The 22,493-nt window shown below is 42.8% G+C and carries 21 protein-coding genes and 1 riboswitch; of the genes, 7 read left to right on the top strand and 14 right to left on the bottom strand.

Translation table 11 applies throughout. The features are described from left to right. The first annotated feature begins 41 nt into the window (after positions 1–41). Positions 42–839, top strand: a complete 798-nt coding sequence (locus NOM01_RS12750) for an arginase family protein (protein ID WP_255748871.1) — start codon at positions 42–44, stop codon at positions 837–839. 89 nt (positions 840–928) lie between these two features. Here NOM01_RS12750 and NOM01_RS12755 read toward each other — a convergent pair whose 3' ends face one another. The 3 genes from NOM01_RS12755 to NOM01_RS12765 all read right to left on the bottom strand — a co-directional run bounded on the left by NOM01_RS12755 (position 929) and on the right by NOM01_RS12765 (position 3,398). Further along, positions 929–1,438, bottom strand: a complete 510-nt coding sequence (locus NOM01_RS12755) for a type 1 glutamine amidotransferase domain-containing protein (RefSeq protein ID WP_255748872.1) — start codon at positions 1,436–1,438, stop codon at positions 929–931. A 129-nt stretch (positions 1,439–1,567) separates the two neighbouring features. Further along, positions 1,568–2,416, bottom strand: coding sequence for a TIGR03943 family putative permease subunit (locus tag NOM01_RS12760; protein WP_255748874.1), 849 nt, complete (start codon positions 2,414–2,416; stop codon positions 1,568–1,570). Positions 2,417–2,429: 13 nt separating this feature from the next. Then, a complete protein-coding gene (locus NOM01_RS12765; protein WP_304654883.1) occupies positions 2,430–3,398 on the bottom strand; it encodes a permease in 969 nt (322 codons plus the stop codon). 162 nt (positions 3,399–3,560) lie between these two features. Here NOM01_RS12765 and NOM01_RS12770 point away from each other — a divergent pair, with 162 nt between their 5' ends. Continuing rightward, positions 3,561–4,331, top strand: a complete 771-nt coding sequence (locus NOM01_RS12770) for a MerR family transcriptional regulator (protein WP_255748875.1) — start codon at positions 3,561–3,563, stop codon at positions 4,329–4,331. 52 nt (positions 4,332–4,383) lie between these two features. Here the strand turns inward: NOM01_RS12770 and NOM01_RS12775 are convergent, their stop codons facing one another. Beyond that, the gene (locus NOM01_RS12775) at positions 4,384–5,226 is read right to left on the bottom strand and encodes a CAP domain-containing protein (protein WP_255748876.1); all 843 of its coding nucleotides are present in this window, start codon (positions 5,224–5,226) and stop codon (positions 4,384–4,386) included. Between the two features lie 39 nt (positions 5,227–5,265). Further along, a riboswitch (cyclic di-GMP riboswitch) is annotated at positions 5,266–5,352 on the bottom strand. A gap of 294 nt (positions 5,353–5,646) precedes the next feature. Here NOM01_RS12775 and NOM01_RS12780 point away from each other — a divergent pair. After that, positions 5,647–6,282, top strand: coding sequence for a cupin domain-containing protein (locus NOM01_RS12780; RefSeq protein ID WP_255748877.1), 636 nt, complete (start codon positions 5,647–5,649; stop codon positions 6,280–6,282). 5 nt (positions 6,283–6,287) lie between these two features. Here the strand turns inward: NOM01_RS12780 and NOM01_RS12785 are convergent, their stop codons facing one another. The 4 genes from NOM01_RS12785 to NOM01_RS12800 form a co-directional block, all read right to left on the bottom strand. Then, positions 6,288–6,665 (bottom strand): DnaJ family domain-containing protein, encoded by a 378-nt coding sequence (locus NOM01_RS12785; protein WP_255748878.1) that lies wholly within the window; start codon positions 6,663–6,665, stop codon positions 6,288–6,290. Between the two features lie 17 nt (positions 6,666–6,682). Beyond that, positions 6,683–8,245: an FAD-dependent oxidoreductase gene (locus NOM01_RS12790; protein WP_255748879.1), complete on the bottom strand. Its 1,563-nt coding sequence runs from the start codon at positions 8,243–8,245 to the stop codon at positions 6,683–6,685. An 896-nt stretch (positions 8,246–9,141) separates the two neighbouring features. After that, positions 9,142–10,005 carry a DUF4097 family beta strand repeat-containing protein gene (locus NOM01_RS12795; protein ID WP_255748880.1) on the bottom strand — a complete coding sequence of 288 codons (864 nt, stop codon included), beginning with the start codon at positions 10,003–10,005 and terminating at the stop codon, positions 9,142–9,144. Positions 10,006–10,131: 126 nt separating this feature from the next. Next, positions 10,132–11,112 carry a Gfo/Idh/MocA family protein gene (locus NOM01_RS12800; RefSeq protein ID WP_255748881.1) on the bottom strand — a complete coding sequence of 327 codons (981 nt, stop codon included), beginning with the start codon at positions 11,110–11,112 and terminating at the stop codon, positions 10,132–10,134. Between the two features lie 184 nt (positions 11,113–11,296). On the opposite strand from NOM01_RS12800, the gene NOM01_RS12805 reads away from it, so the two are divergent. From NOM01_RS12805 to NOM01_RS12820, 4 genes are all read left to right on the top strand, one after another. Continuing rightward, the gene (locus NOM01_RS12805; protein WP_255748882.1) at positions 11,297–12,589 is read left to right on the top strand and encodes an O-antigen ligase family protein; all 1,293 of its coding nucleotides are present in this window, start codon (positions 11,297–11,299) and stop codon (positions 12,587–12,589) included. An 89-nt stretch (positions 12,590–12,678) separates the two neighbouring features. After that, the gene (gene proC / locus NOM01_RS12810; protein WP_255748883.1) at positions 12,679–13,500 is read left to right on the top strand and encodes a pyrroline-5-carboxylate reductase; all 822 of its coding nucleotides are present in this window, start codon (positions 12,679–12,681) and stop codon (positions 13,498–13,500) included. A gap of 529 nt (positions 13,501–14,029) precedes the next feature. Continuing rightward, the gene (locus tag NOM01_RS12815; RefSeq protein ID WP_255748884.1) at positions 14,030–17,677 is read left to right on the top strand and encodes a GH92 family glycosyl hydrolase; all 3,648 of its coding nucleotides are present in this window, start codon (positions 14,030–14,032) and stop codon (positions 17,675–17,677) included. A 39-nt stretch (positions 17,678–17,716) separates the two neighbouring features. Beyond that, the gene (locus tag NOM01_RS12820) at positions 17,717–18,226 is read left to right on the top strand and encodes a GNAT family N-acetyltransferase (RefSeq protein WP_255748885.1); all 510 of its coding nucleotides are present in this window, start codon (positions 17,717–17,719) and stop codon (positions 18,224–18,226) included. 51 nt (positions 18,227–18,277) lie between these two features. Here NOM01_RS12820 and murB read toward each other — a convergent pair whose 3' ends face one another. From murB to NOM01_RS12850, 6 genes are all read right to left on the bottom strand, one after another. Then, a complete protein-coding gene (gene murB, locus NOM01_RS12825) occupies positions 18,278–19,201 on the bottom strand; it encodes a UDP-N-acetylmuramate dehydrogenase (RefSeq protein WP_255748886.1) in 924 nt (307 codons plus the stop codon). A gap of 212 nt (positions 19,202–19,413) precedes the next feature. Beyond that, positions 19,414–20,352, bottom strand: coding sequence for a GGDEF domain-containing protein (locus tag NOM01_RS12830; protein WP_255748887.1), 939 nt, complete (start codon positions 20,350–20,352; stop codon positions 19,414–19,416). Positions 20,353–20,358: 6 nt separating this feature from the next. Beyond that, positions 20,359–20,988, bottom strand: a complete 630-nt coding sequence (locus tag NOM01_RS12835) for a chemotaxis protein CheC (protein ID WP_255748888.1) — start codon at positions 20,986–20,988, stop codon at positions 20,359–20,361. Next, positions 20,978–21,355 carry a response regulator transcription factor gene (locus NOM01_RS12840; protein WP_255748889.1) on the bottom strand — a complete coding sequence of 126 codons (378 nt, stop codon included), beginning with the start codon at positions 21,353–21,355 and terminating at the stop codon, positions 20,978–20,980. The genes NOM01_RS12835 and NOM01_RS12840 overlap by 11 nt, the downstream gene beginning before the upstream one ends. Positions 21,356–21,645: 290 nt before the next feature. Continuing rightward, positions 21,646–22,011: an MmcQ/YjbR family DNA-binding protein gene (locus NOM01_RS12845; protein WP_255748890.1), complete on the bottom strand. Its 366-nt coding sequence runs from the start codon at positions 22,009–22,011 to the stop codon at positions 21,646–21,648. Between the two features lie 163 nt (positions 22,012–22,174). Continuing rightward, positions 22,175–22,378: a hypothetical protein gene (locus tag NOM01_RS12850; RefSeq protein ID WP_255748891.1), complete on the bottom strand. Its 204-nt coding sequence runs from the start codon at positions 22,376–22,378 to the stop codon at positions 22,175–22,177. Between the last annotated feature and the right edge of the window lie 115 nt (positions 22,379–22,493).

The raw sequence follows: 22,493 nt of genomic DNA on the forward strand, positions 1-22,493 counted from the left end.
TTATTGTGATCTTTACTGATTCGAGAAAGAAGTGTTTGCGCATGACTTTGTTGCATCATGATATCACATTCTGCAATTTTGACAACTCATATAAATCACAACCGCAGCTGCTTGCGGCATCGCCGCATCATTGGATTGATTTCAGTCAGCTTCGCGGTACGCACCTCTACTGCTCGCCTGAAGCATTCATTCACATCTGCGACAAATTAAGTACTGTTCCTGATCATGGTTTGACCTTCTGGGGCAGCGGGAACTATCACTATGCAACACTCGCATTATTAAAGAACATCCATCATCCCTTCTCACTGGTTCTCTTTGATCATCACACGGATCTGCAGGAAGGAAGAATCGACTCGTTGCTCTCATGCGGTTCATGGGTGCGTCATGCGCTTTCCCAGCTTGCAAATCTCCAAAAAGTCGTCATCATTGGTCCCGATTTGAACGAAGCATTGATGGGACATATAACTCAACGATCTCGGGTTGTCCTCTTTCCGGAAGAACGGTTTCCTACACCGGAACAGTTATTGAACGTTCTTACAACCGATCATATTTATGTCAGTATCGACAAGGATGTTCTATCTGAAAATGATGCAAAAACAAATTGGAATCAAGGAACCGTTTCCATAGACCAACTCAATCCCCTGCTTGAATTACTAATAGAAGAAAGACTAGTGGAAGGAATGGATGTATGCGGTGAATGGCCGGTTCGGCCTCATCAACAGTTTGATCATCAAACACGAGCTTGGATTAGCAAAAATGAGCATAGTAACTTAAGCATCACCCGTACATTTATACGACAAATGCAAAATTGCGGAAAACAATCGAAACATGCGATTTAAATGATTCACGATAAAAGGAACCTATTTATTCAACTAAAAACCGCTGCTCCCCGTAAAACCAGGGAACAGCGGTTTTTGATTCATCTGTCTTACGCGAGAACCTTCAAGCTTTCGCGATTAAATGCGGGAATGTCATCAGGAGTCCTGCTCGTCACAAGATTGTGGCAAACGACGACTTCCTCATCTTTGTACTTTGCACCGGCATTCTTCAAATCAACCGCGATTGATTTGTACCCGGTAATGTTGCGGTCTTTAATGGCTTCTGCTGTAATCAGCAGCTGCGGACCGTGACAGATTGCGAAAACACCTTTATCTTCATTCATAAATGCCTTTGTGAATGCGACAAAACGATCATCATCGCGCAGATTATCCGGTGAATAGCCCCCTGCAATTAATAAAGCATCAAAGTCGCTTGGCTTTACTTCATCGATCGAAGCATCAGCTGTCACTTTCGCACCGTGCTTGCCGGTAATTACCTCGCCTTTAGATTTCCCAATAACAGTGACTGTGTGACCTGCTTCCTCATACGCTTTTGCCGGTCCCGTGAATTCAACATCCTCAAAATCATTTGCAAGTACTGCAGCAATTTTCTTTGCCATGTAAATCCTCCTCACTATCATTTGGAATGAACCTGTCCAAAATATGGAGCGAACAAACAGGCAATTCCAAGTTCACAGCTTTTATTATAGGTAATTTTAGGCAGTGTATTCAAGAAATCTGCTTAGTCATTAATACTTCCGATAGGCATAAGGCGATTTCGGCTTTTCAACCTGCTTCCATTTGGTCACCTTAATTACAGGAATGGTCTGTTTAAACGGTTGGTAATAGGTTTCGGTCAACGTCCCCTCAGCACGCATCCATGTGTCGTCCTTGTAATCAACATTATGCGGGAATTGAACCATCAAGCCGAACACCCCTGCATCAGCAATGCAATGAATGATGCCGAAGCGAAATAGAAACAATTGATTTTTCTCCAAGGAATCACCATGGTAGACGAATCCCATAATGGAAATTTTCTTATTCGAGAAATCACCAGGATAATTGTAAACCGCTTCAAGCGCACGAAGAAAATTATCGTCATTGAGATACAAATAGTTCGGTTTGCTGTATTTCACCATATCTGACTTCAGCATTTTTTTGTAGGTGCTGCTCTCATAATATTGGCTCGTGTCCGGTTTCAGAATTTGGTGATTTGCATACTGATCTTTGTCATTGTCAATTTCTGCGAAATGAAATCCCTTTGCGCGGACAATCGTTGAATCCAATGTTGCGATGGGTAAAAACAACCCTGTAATGAGTGGAAAGACAACGAGGGCATAGGTTAACCCTTTCTTCCACCATGTATTATTCTCATGACTGTGATCGTGGCCAAATAGCTTTTCTTCCACTTTGGCATGCACCTTGCCGCCTTCGACATTCCATTTGACTATTTGATAGACAGCCATAAAGCCGATAATAAAAATCATTGAAAAAGACAGATAGCCATAGCGCATATTAATGTATTTGCTGATGTCTCCGGTAAGATGCAGATGCAAAAACAGGTAGGCAAATCCAAACAGAATGATAAAACGAATCATGACCGGCCCCTCCTTAAATGAGCAACGCGCCTGCAAACACGCAGACAAAAATCAGCGTGATTAGCACAGCGACGAATTTCTTTTTAAATGTCGAGAGCATCATAATCAAGTTCTTAATATCAACCATTGCACCGAACACAAGAAATGCAGTCAATGGTCCCGGAGGAAAGGTGCTTCGGAATGATGAGGCAACAAAGGCATCAGCCTCAGAACAAAGCGACATAATAAAGGCAAGTATCATCATGACGAGAATAGCTGTAAAGGGTGTATTGGCAAATGAGAGCAAAATACTTTGTTTGATATAGGTCTGCATCGCTGCGGCTATAAATGCACCAAATACTAGATATTTACCAACGGAAAAAAATTCGTCAATAGCATGATCCATTGTACCTTTGAATTTTTCTATAAACGAAATTCGTTCTGAAGCTGCGGCTTCATCATGGTGAAGATGGTACTTTTCTATTTTTTTATCCACATAGTCTCTCAATTGATTTTCGGGAAATAAATAGGAAACTAGAATTCCGACGGCGATGGATACCGCAATCGCCAGACCAGCTCGGTAGAATACCATCTGCCAGCTGCTTCCGAAAGCGATATACGTCGCAAACAGCACCACTGGATTAATAATCGGACCGGCAAGCATGAATGCGATTGCTGCATGCAGCGGAACCTTCTTCTTCACTAGTCGCTCGGTGATTGGGACAATCCCACACTCACAAGCAGGAAAAAGAGAACCCATGCATGTTCCGAAAACGACCGATCCTATTCTGTTCTTCGGTACAATGCGCGCAAGCAAAGAATCGGTAACAAACATCTGAATGATTGCAGAAATAAACACCCCGATAATGATGAAGGGGACTGCTTCAATAATAATACTGATAAAGATTGTGTTTAATTGGAGAAATGAATGACTGAACACTAAGATCACTCCGTTCAAGGGAACTGATTGAAGAATGTCACCAATACCTTCCTTTATACGCATCAATAAAAACACTCCCAAGTCTACCACTGCATGCTGATGATGACAAAACTATGTTTTATTTTGTAAGATTTAATTCAAAATGAATATCAGATTAATTTCTAACAAAAGTCTTGAGGTTGACGCTGCGTCAAGGTGTAAAGTAAAGGTGTCAGGAGGGGTTCCATGAACTATACAATCAAACAGCTCAGTGATTTAGCCGGCGTAAGCGGACGCACACTGCGATTCTATGACAAGATCAATTTGCTGAAACCGGAGTCCATTAACACTTCCGGATATCGGATTTACGGACCAAAACAAGTGGATCGTCTGCAGCAGATTCTCTTTTTTCGTGAATTAAAATTTAGCCTCAAAGAAATATCTGACATTTTATCTGCGGACGATTTTAATCGAGTGGACGCCCTGACTGAACAGCGTAAGAAATTAATTGCGGAGAAAAAGCGCCTTGATCAACTGATCGCGACGATTGAAAAAACGCTCGCTTCGCAAAAAGGAGAGACCGTTATGAGTGATCAAGAAAAATTTGTAGGCTTTAAAAAGAAGATGCTCGATCAGAATGAACAGAAATACGGTAAAGAGATTCGTGAAAAATACGGAGAAGAAACAGTGAAGAAGTCCAATCAACAATTCGCCAATATAAGCAAGGAAGATTATGAAAAAACGGTAATGATCCAAAATGAGATGTTTGAAAATCTAAGAGAAGCACTCAGTTTGAATGATCCGGAGAGCAGTTGTGCTCAGAAAGCAGCGGATCTTCACCGGCAATGGCTCAGCTTCTTTTGGCCAAAGGGAACCTATTCAAAAAAAGCCCATGCAGGACTTGCCCAAATGTACGTCGATGATCCGCGTTTTACAAAGTATTACGAAAACAATGTCGCAAAAGGAGCTGCGGAAATGCTCCGTGATGCCATACAGATCTACACTGCGAAACCGTAACCGAAACGAAAAGAGCCCTGACAATGTCAGAGCTTTTTTCTATTCATGAACTTTAATCAGAGAAATCTTGTGTAAAGAAAGCCCAACCGTCTGAGCTGCCGTTCTTTTGTCCATAGACAACTCCGACACCAATATATTTATATTGAGGCTTTAGGATATTTGCACGATGATCCGGAGAATTCATCCAATCATTCATCGTCGCTTGAGCACTCCAAATCTGATCCCATCCGAAATAGTTTACATCACCTTTAGCATAGGCCACGTTCTGTCCTGCTATTGTATTCCGTGAGAAATTCATCATGCCGTGGCTCATTGCACTTTTGCTAAACTGCTGCTGACTCCATTGACGGGCAAAGCTTTGAAGTTCCGGCTTTACTTGAAGTGCCTGCAGTCCATTTTGTGCGCGAACATTATTTACAAGCGAGACAATCTGTTGTTCCACTGATGCATTATATTGACCGGGAGCAGTTGTCTGAGCCTTTGGCGCAGCAGCTTTAACTGGTGCTTTTGCTGCTGTCTTTACCGGCGCTTTTTTTACAGCAGCCTTATGTACCGTTGCTGTCTTCTTAACTGCTTTCTTTACTGCTTTTTTAACCGTCTTTTTCTTCTTAACTGACTTCTTTGCTTTCTTTACGGTCTTCTTTATCGATTTTTTCTTTACGCTCTTTTTAATACTTTTCTTAACTGCAGGCTTTTTCGCCTTTTTCTTTGCATGCTTCTTGACCGTTTTTGCTTCAACACCGCTTGTAATCGACTCGTTCTGTTGAACAACTGGTTGGGATTGTTTCGTTGAGCCGGCAGTTGACTTCGACTGATCCGCGTTTGATATGGAGGCGGTTGTCAGGGATAGAATAATAATCAATAAACCTACTAAAGTATGCTTAAAAAAACGCATAATAAAAAAATCTCCTCTCATTTACGTTTGATAATCAAATACGGCGGCCCAGCCATCCTAGCGAATATTCGCCTTAGATCTGTGACTTTGCGTCACTACTTTTCAGTAGCTTTGCCCTTTAGAAAAAAGATTTCTTTCTAAAGTATTAGGTTAATTTAACTATACAGCAATCTATTTTTTATTACAATATTAGATTTGCTTCTTTAATAGAATACTTGACAAAAGTTCATGTTTTTTTTGATGGACGCTGAGATGAACGCAAACATTCACACTCTGACCAATAAAATCGTCAATCTATCACCAATCTTAAAAAGCTACTAAACTGAAGATATTTAAAAAGTGCTTGCAAGCAGATCATTATTATCAAAATATTCGGGGTGTTATACTAATTGGTAAATCCTATCGAAGGAGGAATTCATCATGCAGAAATGGGTTCAAATAGCCGGTATTGCTCCGCTCCTGATTCTTTCCGCCTGCGGAAGCAATTCAGCCTCAAACACTCATTCAGCAGACAAAGCGAAGACATCAGTTTCTGAGCAGCACGAACCACAAGGACAAAACAACTTCGTCAAAGTGAAAACTTACACATTTAAAGATGACGGAACCATTCCCAACAATCCGTATTTTCAGGTCTTGGTTTATCCCGGTGCATTTAAAGGAAGGACCGGGCAGATTGTGAACACTTTCAAGAAAAACAATTGGGGCAATAACTGGGTCGACGGTGTCTTTCCTTTTCATCACTTTCACAGCACATCTCATGAAGTACTCGGTGTTATTTCAGGACATGCAACACTGATGATTGGCGGAGAGAAGGGCAAAAAACTCAAAGTGTCGGCTGGTGATGTACTTGTTCTTCCCGCAGGAACTGGGCATAAACGGCTCTCTGCAAGCAGCGATTTTTCCATTGCCGGCGGATACCCGAACGGACAGGATTATGATACACAAACTAAAGAAACTCCGACATTCAAGAAAAATATTAGCAAGGTTGGAAAACCAAAACAGGATCCTGTTTATGGGAATCGTGGACCGCTTCTGACAATCTGGAAGAAAAAATAAGTATTTCAGAAGAAATGAAGCCGATTGAAAATGCGCGTACGATAGCTCTGAAAAGCTGATGAATGGGCGATCGAACGTTTTTCCATCAATTGGTTGAATTTTAATTGTTTATAGCGCAGCTGCTTATTCAGGCGGTCGCGCTCCTTATCATCTTCACAGCACTGGAGCAAGTCATTCAGTGTGACCATATCTTTTTTAATTTGCAATTCTTCAGGAAGCATGCCGGCATTTTTCAACACTTTGTAACCGGCACGCAGATCTTTCGGCACCGCCGACAGATCTTCAAGCACAAGCGGCTTTCCTTTACCCGGAAGATGGTCGAACGCACCTGCTTTTAAGCCTTCCTGAATTTTCTCTTCAGCCATGATTTCGATAATGCCCATCGTTAACACTCCCATTTTTAGGTATTCTGTGTTTTGCTTTGATGATCAGACTCCGAAAAAAGCAATGCTAATGATTCTTTCGCCGGACCGTCGAGCACTTCTCCATTGGCTTTGAAGCGCGAGCCGTGGCAAGGGCAATCCCATGTCCGCTCGTCTTGATTCCAGTTTACTTCGCAGCCCATGTGGGGGCAAGTCGCATCAACTACAGTTAAGTCCCCGTGCTTGTCGCGGTACGCGCCGACCTTTCGTCCATGAAGCGATGCGATCATGCCACAATCCCGTTGCAAGTGATCGTCAAGAGGCGCAGGTTTGCTGACCTTTCCCTTAATCAACTGTCCGGCGGTTTTCATATTTTCAACGAGGAAGCTTGCGAGCATTGGAGCCGCTTCAAACCGAGCGGGGCTGAACAGCTCCGCATAGGAATTAACACGTTCCAAAACCAAGTCGGTCATGAGTTGGGCAGCTAACGTACCTGTGGTCATTCCCCACTTATGAAAACCTGCGGCAACCAAAATACGCGGATTATTATTTGCAAGTCTTCCTATATAAGGGACTTGATCCAATGTCGTGAAATCTTGGGCAGACCAATGTGCTGCCGCCGTCTCCAATCCAAAATGCACGGAGGCAAACTCTGCTAGTCGCTGGTAATGGACAGCCATTGATTCGCCGCGCCCTGTTTTATGATTTTCACCGCCGATTAAAAGATAGTTCTTGTGGTTAAGACGCAAGCCGCGAATGGAACGCTTCGGCGCGCCAGCACTAATATACATTCCATCAGGAGGATCACCGGCTGTCTCGCAAGCAATCAAGTAGGAGCGTTCCGGGAACATACGAGAAAAATAAAAACGGTTGTCGTAGAAAGGAAAATGAGAGCAGGTCAGCACATGCTGACAGCGTATTCCGAACCCTTGCTTGGTCATTACAAGCGGCTCAGATTTCGGGTCTTGTATATCCGTTGCCAATGTTTCTTCAAAAATGGGTACATTTAATTTCACAAGATCTGCAAGCAGTTCATGCAGATACATCAGCGGATGAAACTGCGCCTGTCCAGGCATGATGATCGCGTTTTTGATTTCTAAGGGGAGATCAATTGAATGCGCCATTGATCCCAAAATTCCAAGCCGATCGTAAGCCTCCTTTTCTTTCTCAATTTGTTTTTCTTCCTGTTCTGTCGTCGCGTAAACAACTGCCGGCTGGATTTCATAATCGCATTGAATACCGCGGTCGCTCACATGCTTTCCCATCCAATGAAGTGCCTCTTTATTTGCTTGGTAATAGAGCCCCGCTTTTTCTTCGCCAATGGTACGAATGAGATGATCATAAATTAATCCATGCTGCGCTGTGATCTTCGCGGTCGTATTGCCGCTTGTACCTCCGGCAATACGATCAGCATCAATTAACATAACCGGAACACCGCTTTTTGCGAGCATGTACGCTGCTGTAATTCCGGTAATACCGGCACCGACAACCAGTGTGTCGGTTGTTTTATTTTCTTTCAATGAGCTGAATACCGGCAGATGTACCGTATCCCGCCACAAGGATGAGGTGTCGTCTGAAAAATTCTTGTTCTGCTGCTCCATGCGGATCATCCACCTTTCTTTTTCCGTTCAGAATCATCAAAGACATTCTCTCCTAAGTGCAAGAAAATATGCGTATCAGTCACAAATACACATCATGTTTGATATCGCTCCATGAACATCATCGTACTTAATGACTAAATGTATCCGTTCCGTTCATAAGAAAAACCGAGCAAAAAGCGCCCGGTCCTTCATTAAGTAACGAGTAAAATAAGTGGAGATTTTCCGGTTATATGCACCATGGCGTTAGTTTTGCCTGTAAATAAGGGTAATTTTTCCGCTTATTCAGAGAAAAAACCTCTATTTTTACGTTTTTCGATTCAATAAGGGTAATTTCTCCGTCTATTTAAGCGATTTTACCATTCATTTTCAATTTAAGCGGAATTTTTCCGTCTATTTCTCAGATTGGGCGCTTGCCTGATCGTCCACCTGAATCTTATGACGCTGATCATTGTACCAGCAAGGCAGAACGATATACTTTCTTTACTTGTTAGAAAAACCGGGCAAAAAGCGCCCGGTCCTTACTTTCACAGGATGTGATGGCTTTCGCGTTGCATACAGGACGTATGCGTAGTTAGCGAAAGTTCCTTTGCTCCAAATACGGTTTTTAATCATCAACCATGTGCTTGAACAGACATTTCTATTTCATAAAGTATTTTGGTCCTTCATTAAGTAACGAGTAAAATAAGCGGAAATTTTCTGGTTATATGCATCATGACGCTTGTTTCGCGGGTAAATAAGGGTAATTTTTCCGTTTATTTATCAGATTGGGCAGTTACCTGATCGCCCAACCAAATCTTAAGGCGCTGATCATTGTACCAGCAAGACAGAACGATAAACTTCCTTATCTTACAAAAGAAGCTTCGTCGGGTCTATCACCCGTCGAAGCTTTTGATTGCTTATTTTAGACTGAAATCTCCTGAACTTGTCCGAGCCTTGATCTTATATTTGCCGTCTCCTTTTTTACCAATGATATGATGATCGCTTTTCTCTTTATAAAGCATATCTTTAAAATGTACAGAACCATCACCTGAAGATCCTTGATAATAAACGGAAACTGAATCAGGCTCATCCCCGAATGTGACCGTGACATCACCGCTGCTTGTTTCCAAGTTCAAATCGCCGGCAAGCTCGTCACTAGTCAAGTCAATATCACCGGAACTGGCCGAAGCATCCAGATCACCGCAACAGTCAGTTACCGTTATGTCACCTGAATGCGTGAGCAGTCTCAAATCATCCGCAGATGATTTGTTCAGACGAACATCACCACTCGACGTGTTCGCATTCAATCTTTCCTTTACATGTGTATCGCAAATAGTCAGATCACCGCTTGATGTCGTCGCATTTAGTTCTTGATTTGCGGCGCAATGCATCAGTTCAATATCACCTGAGCGGCATGAGAAATTCATCCGATTGGTTACAAGTTCAAACGCACTTATATCACTTGATTGCCCGTCAATCACAATGTGGTCATAGAGTCGTGTCGGTAACTCGATAACGACTTTTACGTTTGCAAAGCTTAACGTCTTGAGGCGAGTCAGCCAATCCTGTCTGTTGCGGATAATATGAATTTCTAATTTGTCATCTTTTTTATTCATCACCAGTTCAACAGGGCAATTCTGCTCATCCAGATCTCCCGTCCAAACCTGAGCTTTTAAAACCGTCTCTTCCGTCTGAATCAATTCAACATCCGTTGATGAGGTGTTGACAATAAGATCATCAATTCCATCCATATCAACAGTTTCTTCCAATACATTCCGCATACTGTTCACGCCTTTCAAACGATTAAATCTTTGATGTCTTTACTTTAGCTGTTAATCAAGTGGACGTGATCAGTCGCAGGTCTGAATTTAATACCTTCCGAGGTCCGGATCGTACAACGTGCCTCATTAATCATTTGGAAAAATGATTCCACTCTGCTTCCGTGCCGAACTCATGGTTTTGACAACGCTCCGACTAAGTGCGCGTAGACGTAAATACTCTTGTTTATTGTTCTGTTCAAGGATATCCGCAAAATTGCTGATTTCATAGATCTTATCGTCTTCTTCAAAATGGGTTGCAATCGGCTGTACCTCTTTATTATGGGCATCAATCCACTCAAGGCGTGCGATATTGGATGAATTATTGATCCGGAACGTTCCTTTTTCACCATGAATTTCCGACGGTGCATCGGAATAGGCGATCTTCGAGCAGAGTATCGTACAGACGAAGCCGGGATAGGTGAGCACCAAGGTACCTCCGCCGTCAATTCCATTGGATAATTTGACCGGATAATAGACGGATCGCTCCGGTTCGCCGAAAAGAGCGACCGCTACATAGGTCGGGTAAACGCCAAGATCTTGCAGTGCTCCCGCTGCAAACTTCGGTGAGAAGATGTTTGTAATCTCTCCGTCCAGAAATTTATCATAGCGCGAGGAATATTGAATGAGCTGCAGAACAGCGGAACGAAGCTGTCCCGCTCGTGGAAGCTCCTGCTGTAATTTTTTAAAAACCGGCGTCTGAATGTTGCGGATGGCTTCAAATAAATACACGTGATGCTCATCTGCAAGTTTCACTGCCTCATCAAATTCTTCTAAATTAGCAAAAATCGGTTTCTCACATATAACATGTTTTCCGCCGCGCAACAGGACTGACACTTGCTGAAAATGCAGCCCGTTCGGAGACGCGCAATAAATGGCGTCCACCTCATTACTTGCAGCCAGGTCTTCGAGTGTCGTGAACCACCGGCTCCCACCAAATTCTTCTGAAAACTGCTTTGCTTTTTCCTCCGATCTGGAATAGGCACCGACGTAATCGAACCGCCCTGTCTTCTTAACCGCTTTCACAAATTGTTGCGTAATGCTGCTTGTTCCTATAGTGGCAAGTTTCATTGTCTTCCCCCTGCTTGATCATTTTTATTACACTAATTATAACGATCGATGTATAATTTTGGTAGCCCTTACATCGATAAACCCACAAATATATAAATTTCCCCACAAACTTAATATAGATGATCAATTTAAAGTATAAGTAATGATGCATAGATAACGAAAACACAATTCGGAGGACGAATTTATGATGAACGGACTTGATAAAGTCAAACAAAAGCCTTTTATTTTAGGGTTTATCCTATTATATGTGCTCCCGCCTATCGGAATGGCTTGGTTTGTCGGCTGCGCCATCCTGGAATGGCGCAGTCAAATTTCGAAAAAACATGCGCTGCCTACCGATCTCATCAGCCTTTTGCTTGCCTTAATGGCCATAGCGTCGATCGGTTCTGTACTGATTAATTGGCAAGTTACTGATCTTCTTTCCACGCTCATTCTGATTGGTTACCTTGGGATCTACATGTATTGGCTGCGTCATCCCGAACATCTTCATATAAGACAATTTGTGTGGATTACAATTTGGGGCGGAGTTTATATTTTCTTCTCGGAAAAAGTATTGAATCTGATTCCTCATGATTCAATTGTCGGAACAGCGGTTTCCTTCTTAACCGGACATTTTTTATTTGGATACAGGGGTATGCCGCGTTTATACGGATCAACGTTCAATCCGAACTATGCCTGTTACCTGTTAATACTCGCACTCGCTTTTCTTTCAGTCGAACTGTTGCGAGCCTTGCAGCTAAAAAACAAGCAGCTTATTGTCTTGTCACTTTTGATTCTTCCGATTCTTGATCTAGGTATCTATCAAACGGGATCGAGAGCCGGATTCGCCATTATGTTCCTGATTCACCTTTTGTTCCTTTATAAGCTGAGCATTCGGGCATTCATTCCCGTTGCTGCCCTTGTTATGATCAGTGCTCCATTTCTCTACCAATGGATGCCGCGATCAGGCGGAACAGAATCATCGATGGCAAAACGGATTGAAATTTGGGGCAACAGCTGGCATATTTTTACGGAGAATCCGTTCTTCGGTGCCACTACGTTTGGCTTCGGCAGAGATTATGCGGCACTTAATGGCGAGATGATTCCGCATGCTCATGATCTGTTTCTGTCCGTTCTTTCTTCATCGGGCATTTTTTGCGGTCTGTTTTTTCTTGCTGTCATTGTCATTAATACGTTCCAGCTGTTCAAAGCGCAGCGAATGAGTGCTAAGACCAACTATTCAGCAGCACTGTTTCTCTTTTCATTGCCGACCATCATTCTGTATGGCATTATGGACTTCACCTTGTCCTCGCCTCAAGTTATGATTATGGTTCTTGTGCTGCTTTCCTACTGGGTAAGATATTCGGCACGCATGAATCAATTCGCGCGCCTGCACAAGACCATAAAACTGGTTCTAGGCAATAGAGTTCACTTCGGAAACAGAAGGCGGCAAAAACCCGCAATGCTGCAGACATTCAAAGGAGCATCTGGCAGGTAAGATCAATTAATGATATGATAGCGTTGATATTTTTTTGGTGGGTACCTTGACTCGGAGGTGCCCACCTTTGGAATGAAAGGGTGAAGATGTTGGTTGAAAAAATAGCATTTATCGGTTCCGGCGAATTAGCGGAATCTTTATTAAAGGGCTTTCTGAATAAAAAGTTTGTTACGGCAGATCATGTTTGGATGAACAATCATGCAAACAAGGAACGCCTCGTAGAACTTGAACAGGAGTTTCATGTCCACACAACTCAGAATAAAGAATTGGCGCTGAAGAATGCTGAGATTGTTATCTTTGCATTCAGACCCGCAGACACAAAGAGTGCAGTGGAGGAAATGAAAGCCTATCTGCGTCCGGAACAACTGGTCATATCGTTAATGGTAGGCGTACCTACCTCATTCATTCAATCGGCGTCCGGAATCGATCTCTCGATAGTTCGAGCGATGCCGAACACATCCGCATCCATAGGTCTCTCTGCAACCGGAATAGCAGCAGGTTCTTTTGTCACGGATGCGCAGCTGAAACTCGCCAAACAGCTGTTCGAAACCGTCGGCACCGTTACCGTCGTTAAGGAAAGCGAGATTGATGTCATCGCAGGGCTTGCAGGAAGCGGACCCGCCTATTTATACTATCTTGCTCAGGCAATGCAGGAAGCAGGAATGCGTGAAGGAATCCCTGCGGCTTCATCAGCACAGCTTGTCATGCAGACGCTACTTGGCGCAACACATCTTCTGAATCAATCCGGAAAGTCAGCCTCCGACCTGTTGAAGGCTGTTGCAACCCCCGGAGGAACAACTCAGGCAGGCATCGACACGTTAGACAAACAAGATGTAAAACAAGACGTCATTGACTGTGTTCATCAGGCAATCGTACGTGCTAAGGAAATGAGCACGCCTTTTACAAAGTAAGTTCTGTCAGATCTTGCAACACAGATGTATCGACAATTTATAAAAACAAAATAATATGTCAGATTTCATGACACGTTTTATTGAATGGTGGTCAAACGGTGCTATTATGTTCTTGTAAGCTTTAACACACCTTCTGTTGCAGTTAACCTTAAGTTAAGATGTTTGATCTTGATTTAGGAAACCATCATTTACTCGTTTTGCGATGAGATGCTGACCGGCATTCTTGTCGCATATTTTTTTTGCGTTCAGCTTTGATTCGAGCGACGTCTGTTCATTTTTTGTGGGCAATATGCTGTCTGATCCGCATCATCAACGTGCTGTAAAAAAATCAATGTCATTGCAGAGCCTTCTTTATAGATAAGCTGCGTTCCGTTATAATAAAATGATTAAGTCACTGAATTACTGGCTGTTATTTTGCTGTGAAATTTTTTACATACCATAGAATAATTGATCGGCCGGCACGGCTATCAACTTCTTTGCGAATAATGAATGACAGGGTACGCCGTATAAAAAGAAGAGGGGCAGCATCATGAGTTTAAGTACTAGTTTTAAAATTTTCATCAGCTGTATTTGTCTGAGCTTGACCGCTCCATTATTACCTGGTCACGAAGTAAAGGCACAGACTAAGCAGCACCTCTTTTTCACTTCCTTTGAGAACGGCAATCCGGCACTGACTTGGAAGAACACAGCTGAAAACGGTAAAAACGGAGAAATATCGTCCAATGGTGTCAAGGCGTTCGATGGCAGCGGCAAAACTATGGCTACTTATATCTCACGCGGACCAAGCGATTTGTATAATGCTCCCTCAAAGTTAGGATGGACAGGCAGTCATGTCCTCACTTATGCAGGTTCAACTGCCAAAAAGAAGGACAGTTATGCCTATAATAAGCTCTTCAACGTACATATTCCGGTAACAAAAGATACACAGCTCTCCTATCTTATCGCTCCTGAAGCGACAAAAAAGGATCCCAATGCACAGACAGCAAGCTATGTATCCGTCGATCTTAAGTTTTCGGATGGTAGCTATCTTCATCAGCTGAAAGCAGTGGATCAGAATGGTGTGGCCATAACCCCGGAAGCTCAGGGAAAATCCGGCACGATGCTCATGAATCAATGGAATAATAAAACGATCTCGCTCGGTAAAGCTGCAAAAGGAAAAACAATTGTCCGCATTCTTCTCGCCTATAAATCATCAAGGACAGAAAGCACATTTAAAGGAGCAGTTGACGACCTGCGCATCAGCAATGTCTCCGCGGCATCTGCTGCAAAGGTGCAGCCCGTTGATCAGGTAAACGTGCTCCGCGGCACAGCTTCCGATTCACAATTTGCGCGTGGGGATACGGTTCCGGCAATTGGCGTGCCCAACGGATTCAATTATTGGTCACCGGCAATTGACAGCAGTGCGAAGAAACAGATTTATCCATATAGCCAAAATAATGATCCGAGTAATTTGCCTGAACTTCAGTCCTTTTCACTCAGCCAATCAGCAAATGATCAGAGCGGCATTAGGCAAACGTTGCAGGTGATGCCCTCAAGCTTTTCCGGTACACCAAGCGCCAATCGGCTTGGACGAAGCAAGGCGTTCAATCGATCGGACGAGTCGGCCAGCCCTTATCGCTATTCAGTCACGTTTACTGATGGCATGAGCGCTGAGCTTGCCGCAACCAGCCACGCTGCAGTCATGCGTTACACCTTTACGGGAAGCCAAGGCAATCTGCTCTTTGACAATCTGGATCGGCAAGGCAGCCTGACGTTGCATCCCAAGACACAATCAATTGAAGGTTACTCCGACATCAAAGATAAAACCACCGGCAACATGAACAGAATGTTCTTCTACGCAACCGTAGATCAGCCGGTTACCGATGCACAGCATTTGTCCGGAGAAGATCGTGATTCTGTGACCGCCTTCTTCAAATTCGATACCTCAAAGAACCGCGCAGTTACCTTAAAAGTGGGAAGTTCTTTGATCAGCATAGGGCAGGCGAAGAAAAATTTGAACCAGGAAATCGGCAAGAAGACCTCCATTAAAGATGTTGAAAAGAAAGCAAAAAAAGAATGGAATGAGCGACTCAGCCGAATTACGGTCGATGGTGCAGAAACAGATCAGCAAGCGACTCTGTATTCGAACCTCTATCGACTCTATCAATCGCCGAACGATGGTTCTGAAAATATTGGAACAAAGAAAAACCCGAAGTACCGATATGCGGACCTCAGCGTTCCGGCGAGTTCTGCGAATACAGCCGATCACACGGGAGCGTCAATCAAAAATGGGCATATTTATGTCAACAGCACGTTCGCTTATAGTGCACAAACTGCTTGGCCTGCCTATGCACTTCTTGAACCGAAACTGACCGCCCGCTTAATAAACGGATTTCTTACGGTTTATAAAAATGGCGGACGTTTCGACGCTGATGCAGGGACCGCCTTTGCTGATGCTGTTGCAAAAGGAGTTCCTGGTATCAATACGTCGCTGCTGTATACTGCTATGCTGCAAGCCGCTTCTGTACCTGAAAATGAACAGGAACAGTTACTTACCGGATATACATCGTCCAGTCAAAAAAACAGCATCAGTCAAACATTAAACCGATCGATCAACGATTTTGCCCTAGGGAATTTTGGCAAGACTTTGGCAAACAAACAGCCGAATACTTCTTCTCTTTCAGAGGACAGCAGCTATTATTTAAGCCGTTCGAAAGATTATCTTAATCTTTTTAACCGCTCACTCGATGCCTTCACACCGCGGAAAGAGAACGGAAAATGGGCGATCAGTTCATTGAAGAGCAGCCAGTTGAGCAATCAAACTGTAGAGGACTGGGCGAACGCCTTTAACGTTCCCCAGGATGGTCAAGGCCTTATTAATTTGTATGGAGGAAAGGCTGGACTGATTGATAAGCTCGATCAGTATCTCAGCACAGAGCCCTCTGCTCAATCAATTAAAAAACAAGCAAAAGCGCGTCTTGCTTTAGGCAGCAAGATGGGGATGTTCACCCTTGACAATACTTCATCGCCTTCACTTCCCTACATGTATTTATTCGCTTCCGCTCCTTGGAAGACACAAAACATGACTCGGGCACTCTTGAACCGTTTCTATACAGGCGGATCAATCGGTCAAGGCTATTTAGGCTCCGATACAGGAGCGATGCTTTCAGGCTATTATCTATTTGGCGCAGCGGGTATCTATCCGCTGCAGAAAGGAACACAGAATTATGTAATCGGCGCTCCGTATTTCAAGAAAATGACGCTGCATTTGGAGAACGGAAAAGAGCTGATCATCAGCGCTCCTAAGGTAAGCAATAAGAACAAATACGTCCAAAGTGTTTCACTCAATGGCCGTTCGTTGCAACAAACGACGTTATCAGCAAGCGATCTGGCAAACGGCGGAACACTCGTCTTTAATATGGGTGCTCAGCCATCCAGCTGGGGAACATCCGCAGATACTGTACCTGAATCACTTACCGCACAATCGACAAATGGTTCATTTCTTTATCCGAAAGCGTTGAATGATCTTACTGAGAAAGCAACAATCAATCCTCAAAACGGGAAAGGCAGTCTGACCGATTTGGTCGACAACAAGTGGCAGACTTCTGTTAAATTCGAAAAAGATCATCCGTCAGTTATCTTTCATTTTAAAGCAGAGAATCGCAGGATAAAAATGTATACCTTAACCTCGACAAACAGCCGGGATTCAAGCGATCCGGAGAGCTGGACAGTGTGGGGATCAAATGATGGGACAATCTGGGATCTTCTTGATACAAGAACTAACCAGAAATTCAAATGGCGCTCCATGACACGTGCGTTCTCGATAAAAAATCCAAAGATATACTCTTATTACAAAATAACCATAACGAAAAACAACAGCAGTAACCCTCTGTCGATCAGCGAGCTTCAGCTGCTTGGCTATTCAGGAATACGTGACGGCTTTGATACGATGCGCAACGAGATCATCCATCAATTCGGGTTGAAAAATTTGAATGAGTCGGAAACAGCGTCACTTTCTAACACGTTGAACAAAGCGCAAACGGCTTATATGAGTGGGAATCTTTCGTCATCTGTTTATTACATGCAAACCTATGTTCAATTGATTAACTCATTTATTTATAAAGTGACCGCTCCTGAAAAAGTGCGCACCAGCCTTTTAGCCGATGCGCACGCAATGGTCAATTTATTATCCGATTGATTGCAAAAGATGCAGCCAATCAAAAAATGGAGGAACTTTATGTCCCATTTAATTAAAGTCAGAGATGCCGTTGAATCGGATCTTGCAACCATTGTATCGATATACAATTCAACCATTCCTGGCCGCATGGTCACTGCCGACACGGAACTGGTCAGCATTAATGATCGGCGTCCGTGGTTCGACGCTCATCAAGCAGACCCAAATCGGCCGCTTTGGGTCGCTGAATATGAGGGAGAAGTTTGTGGATGGCTCAGCCTCAGCAATTTTTACGGACGCCCTGCTTATCAAGCAACTGCAGAAATTAGTATTTATCTTGATGAACGCTTTCGAGGAAAAGGGATCGGCTCGTTTCTCATTCGTTACGCTTTTGACCACTGCAGTGAATTTGGAATCAAGACCATACTCGCATTTATTTTTGCTCAAAACATGCCAAGCCTTCGCCTATTTGAACATTTCGATTTTGAGCGCTGGGGAACGTTTCCGAAAGTCGCCGAATTGGATGGGATCGAACGCGATTTAGTCATCATGGGCAAGCGAATCGCAGAATAAGTCAATTTTTAATAACACTATAACTTAAAAATAACAGGCCGGCACGGCCTGTTATTTATTTGGTTCTTCACCAATGATCTTCACTTCTGTTTCCAAATTCACTCCGAACTTCTTCTTGACCGTCTCCTGCACATGCCTTATCAAGCGTATGTAATCTGAAGCGGTGCCGTGATCAACATTAACCATGAACCCGGCATGCTTCATCGACACTTCAACGCCGCCAATTCTCGTTCCTTGCAATCCACTGTCCTGAATCAGTTTCCCGGCGAAATAACCTGTGGGTCTTTTAAATACGCTGCCGCATGATGGATACTCCAACGGTTGCTTCAACTCACGCAATTCGGTCAATCGGTCCATCTCTTGTTTTATTTCAACTGGATTGCCCTTTTTAAGGACAAAGGTCCCTTCAAGGGCTAAATAACCTTTTTGAGAAAATGCGCTGTGTCGATAGCCCATTTCAAGTTCATGATCTTCAAGCTTCAAAATAGATCCATTTGTGTCGACGACAACCGCTCCGCGCAGCACATCGGCTGTTTCTCCCCCATAGGCACCGGCATTCATATATAATGCACCACCGACTGATCCGGGAATGCCGCAAGCAAACTCCAGACCTGTAAGTGCATGTGCCAAAGCGAAACGAGAAACATCAATGATCGATGCACCGCTTTGTGCGATCAGCGTCTCACCTTCGCATTTGATTTGATTTAGACAGCCGCAGTGAATGACAATTCCTCTAATTCCGCCATCCCGTATAATAAGATTGGATCCCCGTCCGAGGATTGTCAGCGGCAGCTGATGCTTATTGGCATAAGCAACAGTCTTTCCTACTTCTTCATACGTTTGCGGCTTTACAAAAAGATCAGCTTCTCCGCCAGTGTGAGTAAAGGTATATGTACTTAAATTTTCATCTATTTTTACTTGTTCTTCATTTGACATGATGTTCAATAAATTAGAGCGCACTTCTTGTTTATCCATCGCAATGACCATTCCCTCTCGGCTTTTTCGCCAACTTCCTGCTTTATTATTTATGCCATTGCCCGGCAGGTATGTCAACCGTCACTTTTTTTCATTCGATGAATTTCAATCAGAAGTCGGCAAATAAATACATGATCAGCCTGTTCCGTAACATGCAGATGGCGGCTGATTAACCAAAAATCGAGCGGATTTATGACTCATCCGCCCGACGTTTATTCTGAAAACATATCTTTTTGCTGCGCTCTCAATCGATGCTTGTTGAAATACATGTATTCATCAGCTTTTTCAATCAAATCACCAATCGTCGTACCGTCATCGGGATAAAAACTGATTCCGATGCTCAGAGACAGCCAAATATCATAACCGTCCTGAACGATATGTCTTTTTTTATTCACTTCAATGCGTTCAGCGATCGCCTGATAATCTCGAACGGTTCGAATGTCAGGGAGCAGAACCAGGAATTCATCGCCTCCATATCTGCAAACAATATCATTTTTACGCGTGGATTCTGTCAGTAGACTTGCCACGCGCGTCATGACTTTATCACCTGTATTATGCCCATAGGTATCATTAATCAGTTTAAACTCATTAACATCGACAAACATCAGGCCGAGCATTGTACCGTGTTCTTTGGCCATACTTAAATATTTGTCTGCGAACTTGTCGAACAATGCTCGATTTGCAACACCAGTCAATTTGTCATAATAGGCGAGTTTTTCAATCACCTTTTCCTTCTGCTTCAACTGATTATTTAGATGGGAAAGTTGACTGACATAATCCCTTAATTGACTGATCCTTTGAAACTGATTCGTGACATCGATAAATTCAAGGAGAAGATCGCTTCGGCCTTCCAGCATCACACGATTCATTTTCATGTTCACCCGATGATCCGGGTTCACCAATTTTCGATGCATGGCAGCTGAGAAGAAGACAGGGTTTCCTCCGGAAGTCAACCGCTTCACTGCACTATAAAAGAACGGACGTTCAAGCGCAGGAAGCACCTGATCCACCTTTTTCCCGAGAACCTCTCTGCTCTTCTTACCTGATAATCGCTCCATAAAAGGATTCCAGTAGGTAATCTCGAGGTCTTCAGTAATCATTACGATTCCCTCATTTATGCAGTTTAGAATACCAGGAATAATAGAATCCATAATCACTCATCTTCCATTGTACAGTTTATCGATCTTATTCAGGATATCGTCGAGCGAATTCAACGTCATATTAATGACAATTGCTCCGGCAATCTCAGTCCCTTCAATGTCAAAAGCAAGAAACATCATCAGTACAAGCCGATAATCTTCACAATCAACAAAGTGTTCCGCATTGGCATCATTTAACACATCTATGTCTGGCAAAGTGTATTCAACCGGTATGTTTACCGTATTGCTCAGTTCGCCAATAATTGAATTAATGACGATATTGCCGATTTCTTTAATCGTATCAAAATCAATATCCGTAAATTCCAAACTGTTCTCAAATTCATCACGTGTTTCATGAAGGCAGAGATCAATAAAATGATGCATTTTATCTGCTGGGAAAAGCAGGCTGACTTTGCCTTCCAGCTGACTGTCAAACGAAATAGAGGAGACCATAACCGCTCCCTCGGCAACATTCAGCAGATACTTGTTAAGTTCAATCTTCCCTTTAGCAGCGTCCAAAATACGGACATTAGGAATCGTCAGCCCAATTCGTTTATCAATGATATCCGAAAGCGTGCTTGCAGCCTGACCCACACCAACATTAAACAATTCAGTTAGGATATCTTCTCTGCTTATATTATCGGCCACAGCTACCCGTCCCTATGATGTCGCAGATCTCTTTCGCCTTTTTTTCATCTAAAGGCTTATTAATAAAAGAGAGCACACCCATTTTTTCTACAACATCACGTACCCGATTCTGAACATCAGCGGACAAAACAATAACATTGGCATTTCGATCAATTTGTTTCGCCTTTTCAATCAAATCCTGTCCGCGCAATTTCGGCATTAACAGATCAACAATCATAAAATCAGGCTGAGTCTCCGTGAATTTCTCAAGGCCCTCCTGTCCGTCATTTGCAAAAACAAACTCTATATTTTTTAAGTATTGGTTTAAAAATGAATATGTAATCTTCTGTGAAAACTTTGAATCATCCACAATAAGTATTTTTGTCAAAAATACCACCCTTTCTCCGTTTTGGTCACTGATCATAGCATCAATAAAGAGATTGTGCGAACAATCCATAATTACGATAAGCAATAATAACTAGGCCTTTTTACCTTTGAAAATTCAAAAAAAAATATGTTACTACTATTAATTATAAATAGATGCGGAGAAAAGACAAGAATAATAATCCTCTATAATCTGTTCATCTTTTCTCTAAACCGACACAAAAAGCACACATTAAAGAAAGAAATAGACTACCAAGCTTCAGTAAGATCACGTCACGGAGATTACATCTATTACTATGCATTTTCTTTTTCTATTTCTTGACGCACTTTCTTGCTGAGCGACGACAGCACAAGCATGTGTGCCTGATCCAACATCGTCTTTAATACACTCACTGGAATATCCGCTTCAAGATACAGTGAATTCCAATGCGTCTTGTTCATGTAATACCCCGGAACGATTGCATCGTATTCTTCACGCAAATGTGCGCCAAATTCAGGAGACAATTTAACCGTGATAATTGGGCTGCCCTTTTTGTCTCCACCACGCATCGCAAACATTTTGCCGCGTATCATGTATCTGGTCGCTTGCCATTCCTCTTTAAAATCACATTCCGTGCCGATTTTCGTTAAACAGTAGTCATGAATCCATTCAGTGTCCATCACTAACCTCCGATTCTCTTTGTTTTATCAATATATTGTTTATTTTCTTTTGTTTTTCCAAATTTTTCAACATTTATTTTTTGGATTCCAATTATTTACCATCATAATTTAAGCACGCCAAATAGGTGACAGCCGACGACTGTCACCTAGGAATTAGATTCACTTATTTTTGATCGCAGATTTGATGACGGAATTGTATCATACGTTTATCCTCGATAATTGCAACACCCTGTTTACTTACTGCTTCAGCAATGAGTGCCAGTTCCTGTCGCATTGCGCTTGACAGGAAACCGTTTTCAATATTCTTTTTGATCACATAATATAATTCTGTTAAATAAGTGGTTGAATACTGATCATATGAACTCATTTTATTTCCCCCCACATGTGAAACCTAATTATTAATTCGAATAAGTAAATTCTTTTTCTTTTTACCAAATTGTTCTTTTTCTACTTGAAAATACCCATTGATATATTTCTCCCCT

Source organism: Sporolactobacillus sp. STSJ-5, from assembly GCF_024385605.1.
GTDB lineage: Bacteria > Bacillota > Bacilli > Bacillales > Sporolactobacillaceae > Sporolactobacillus.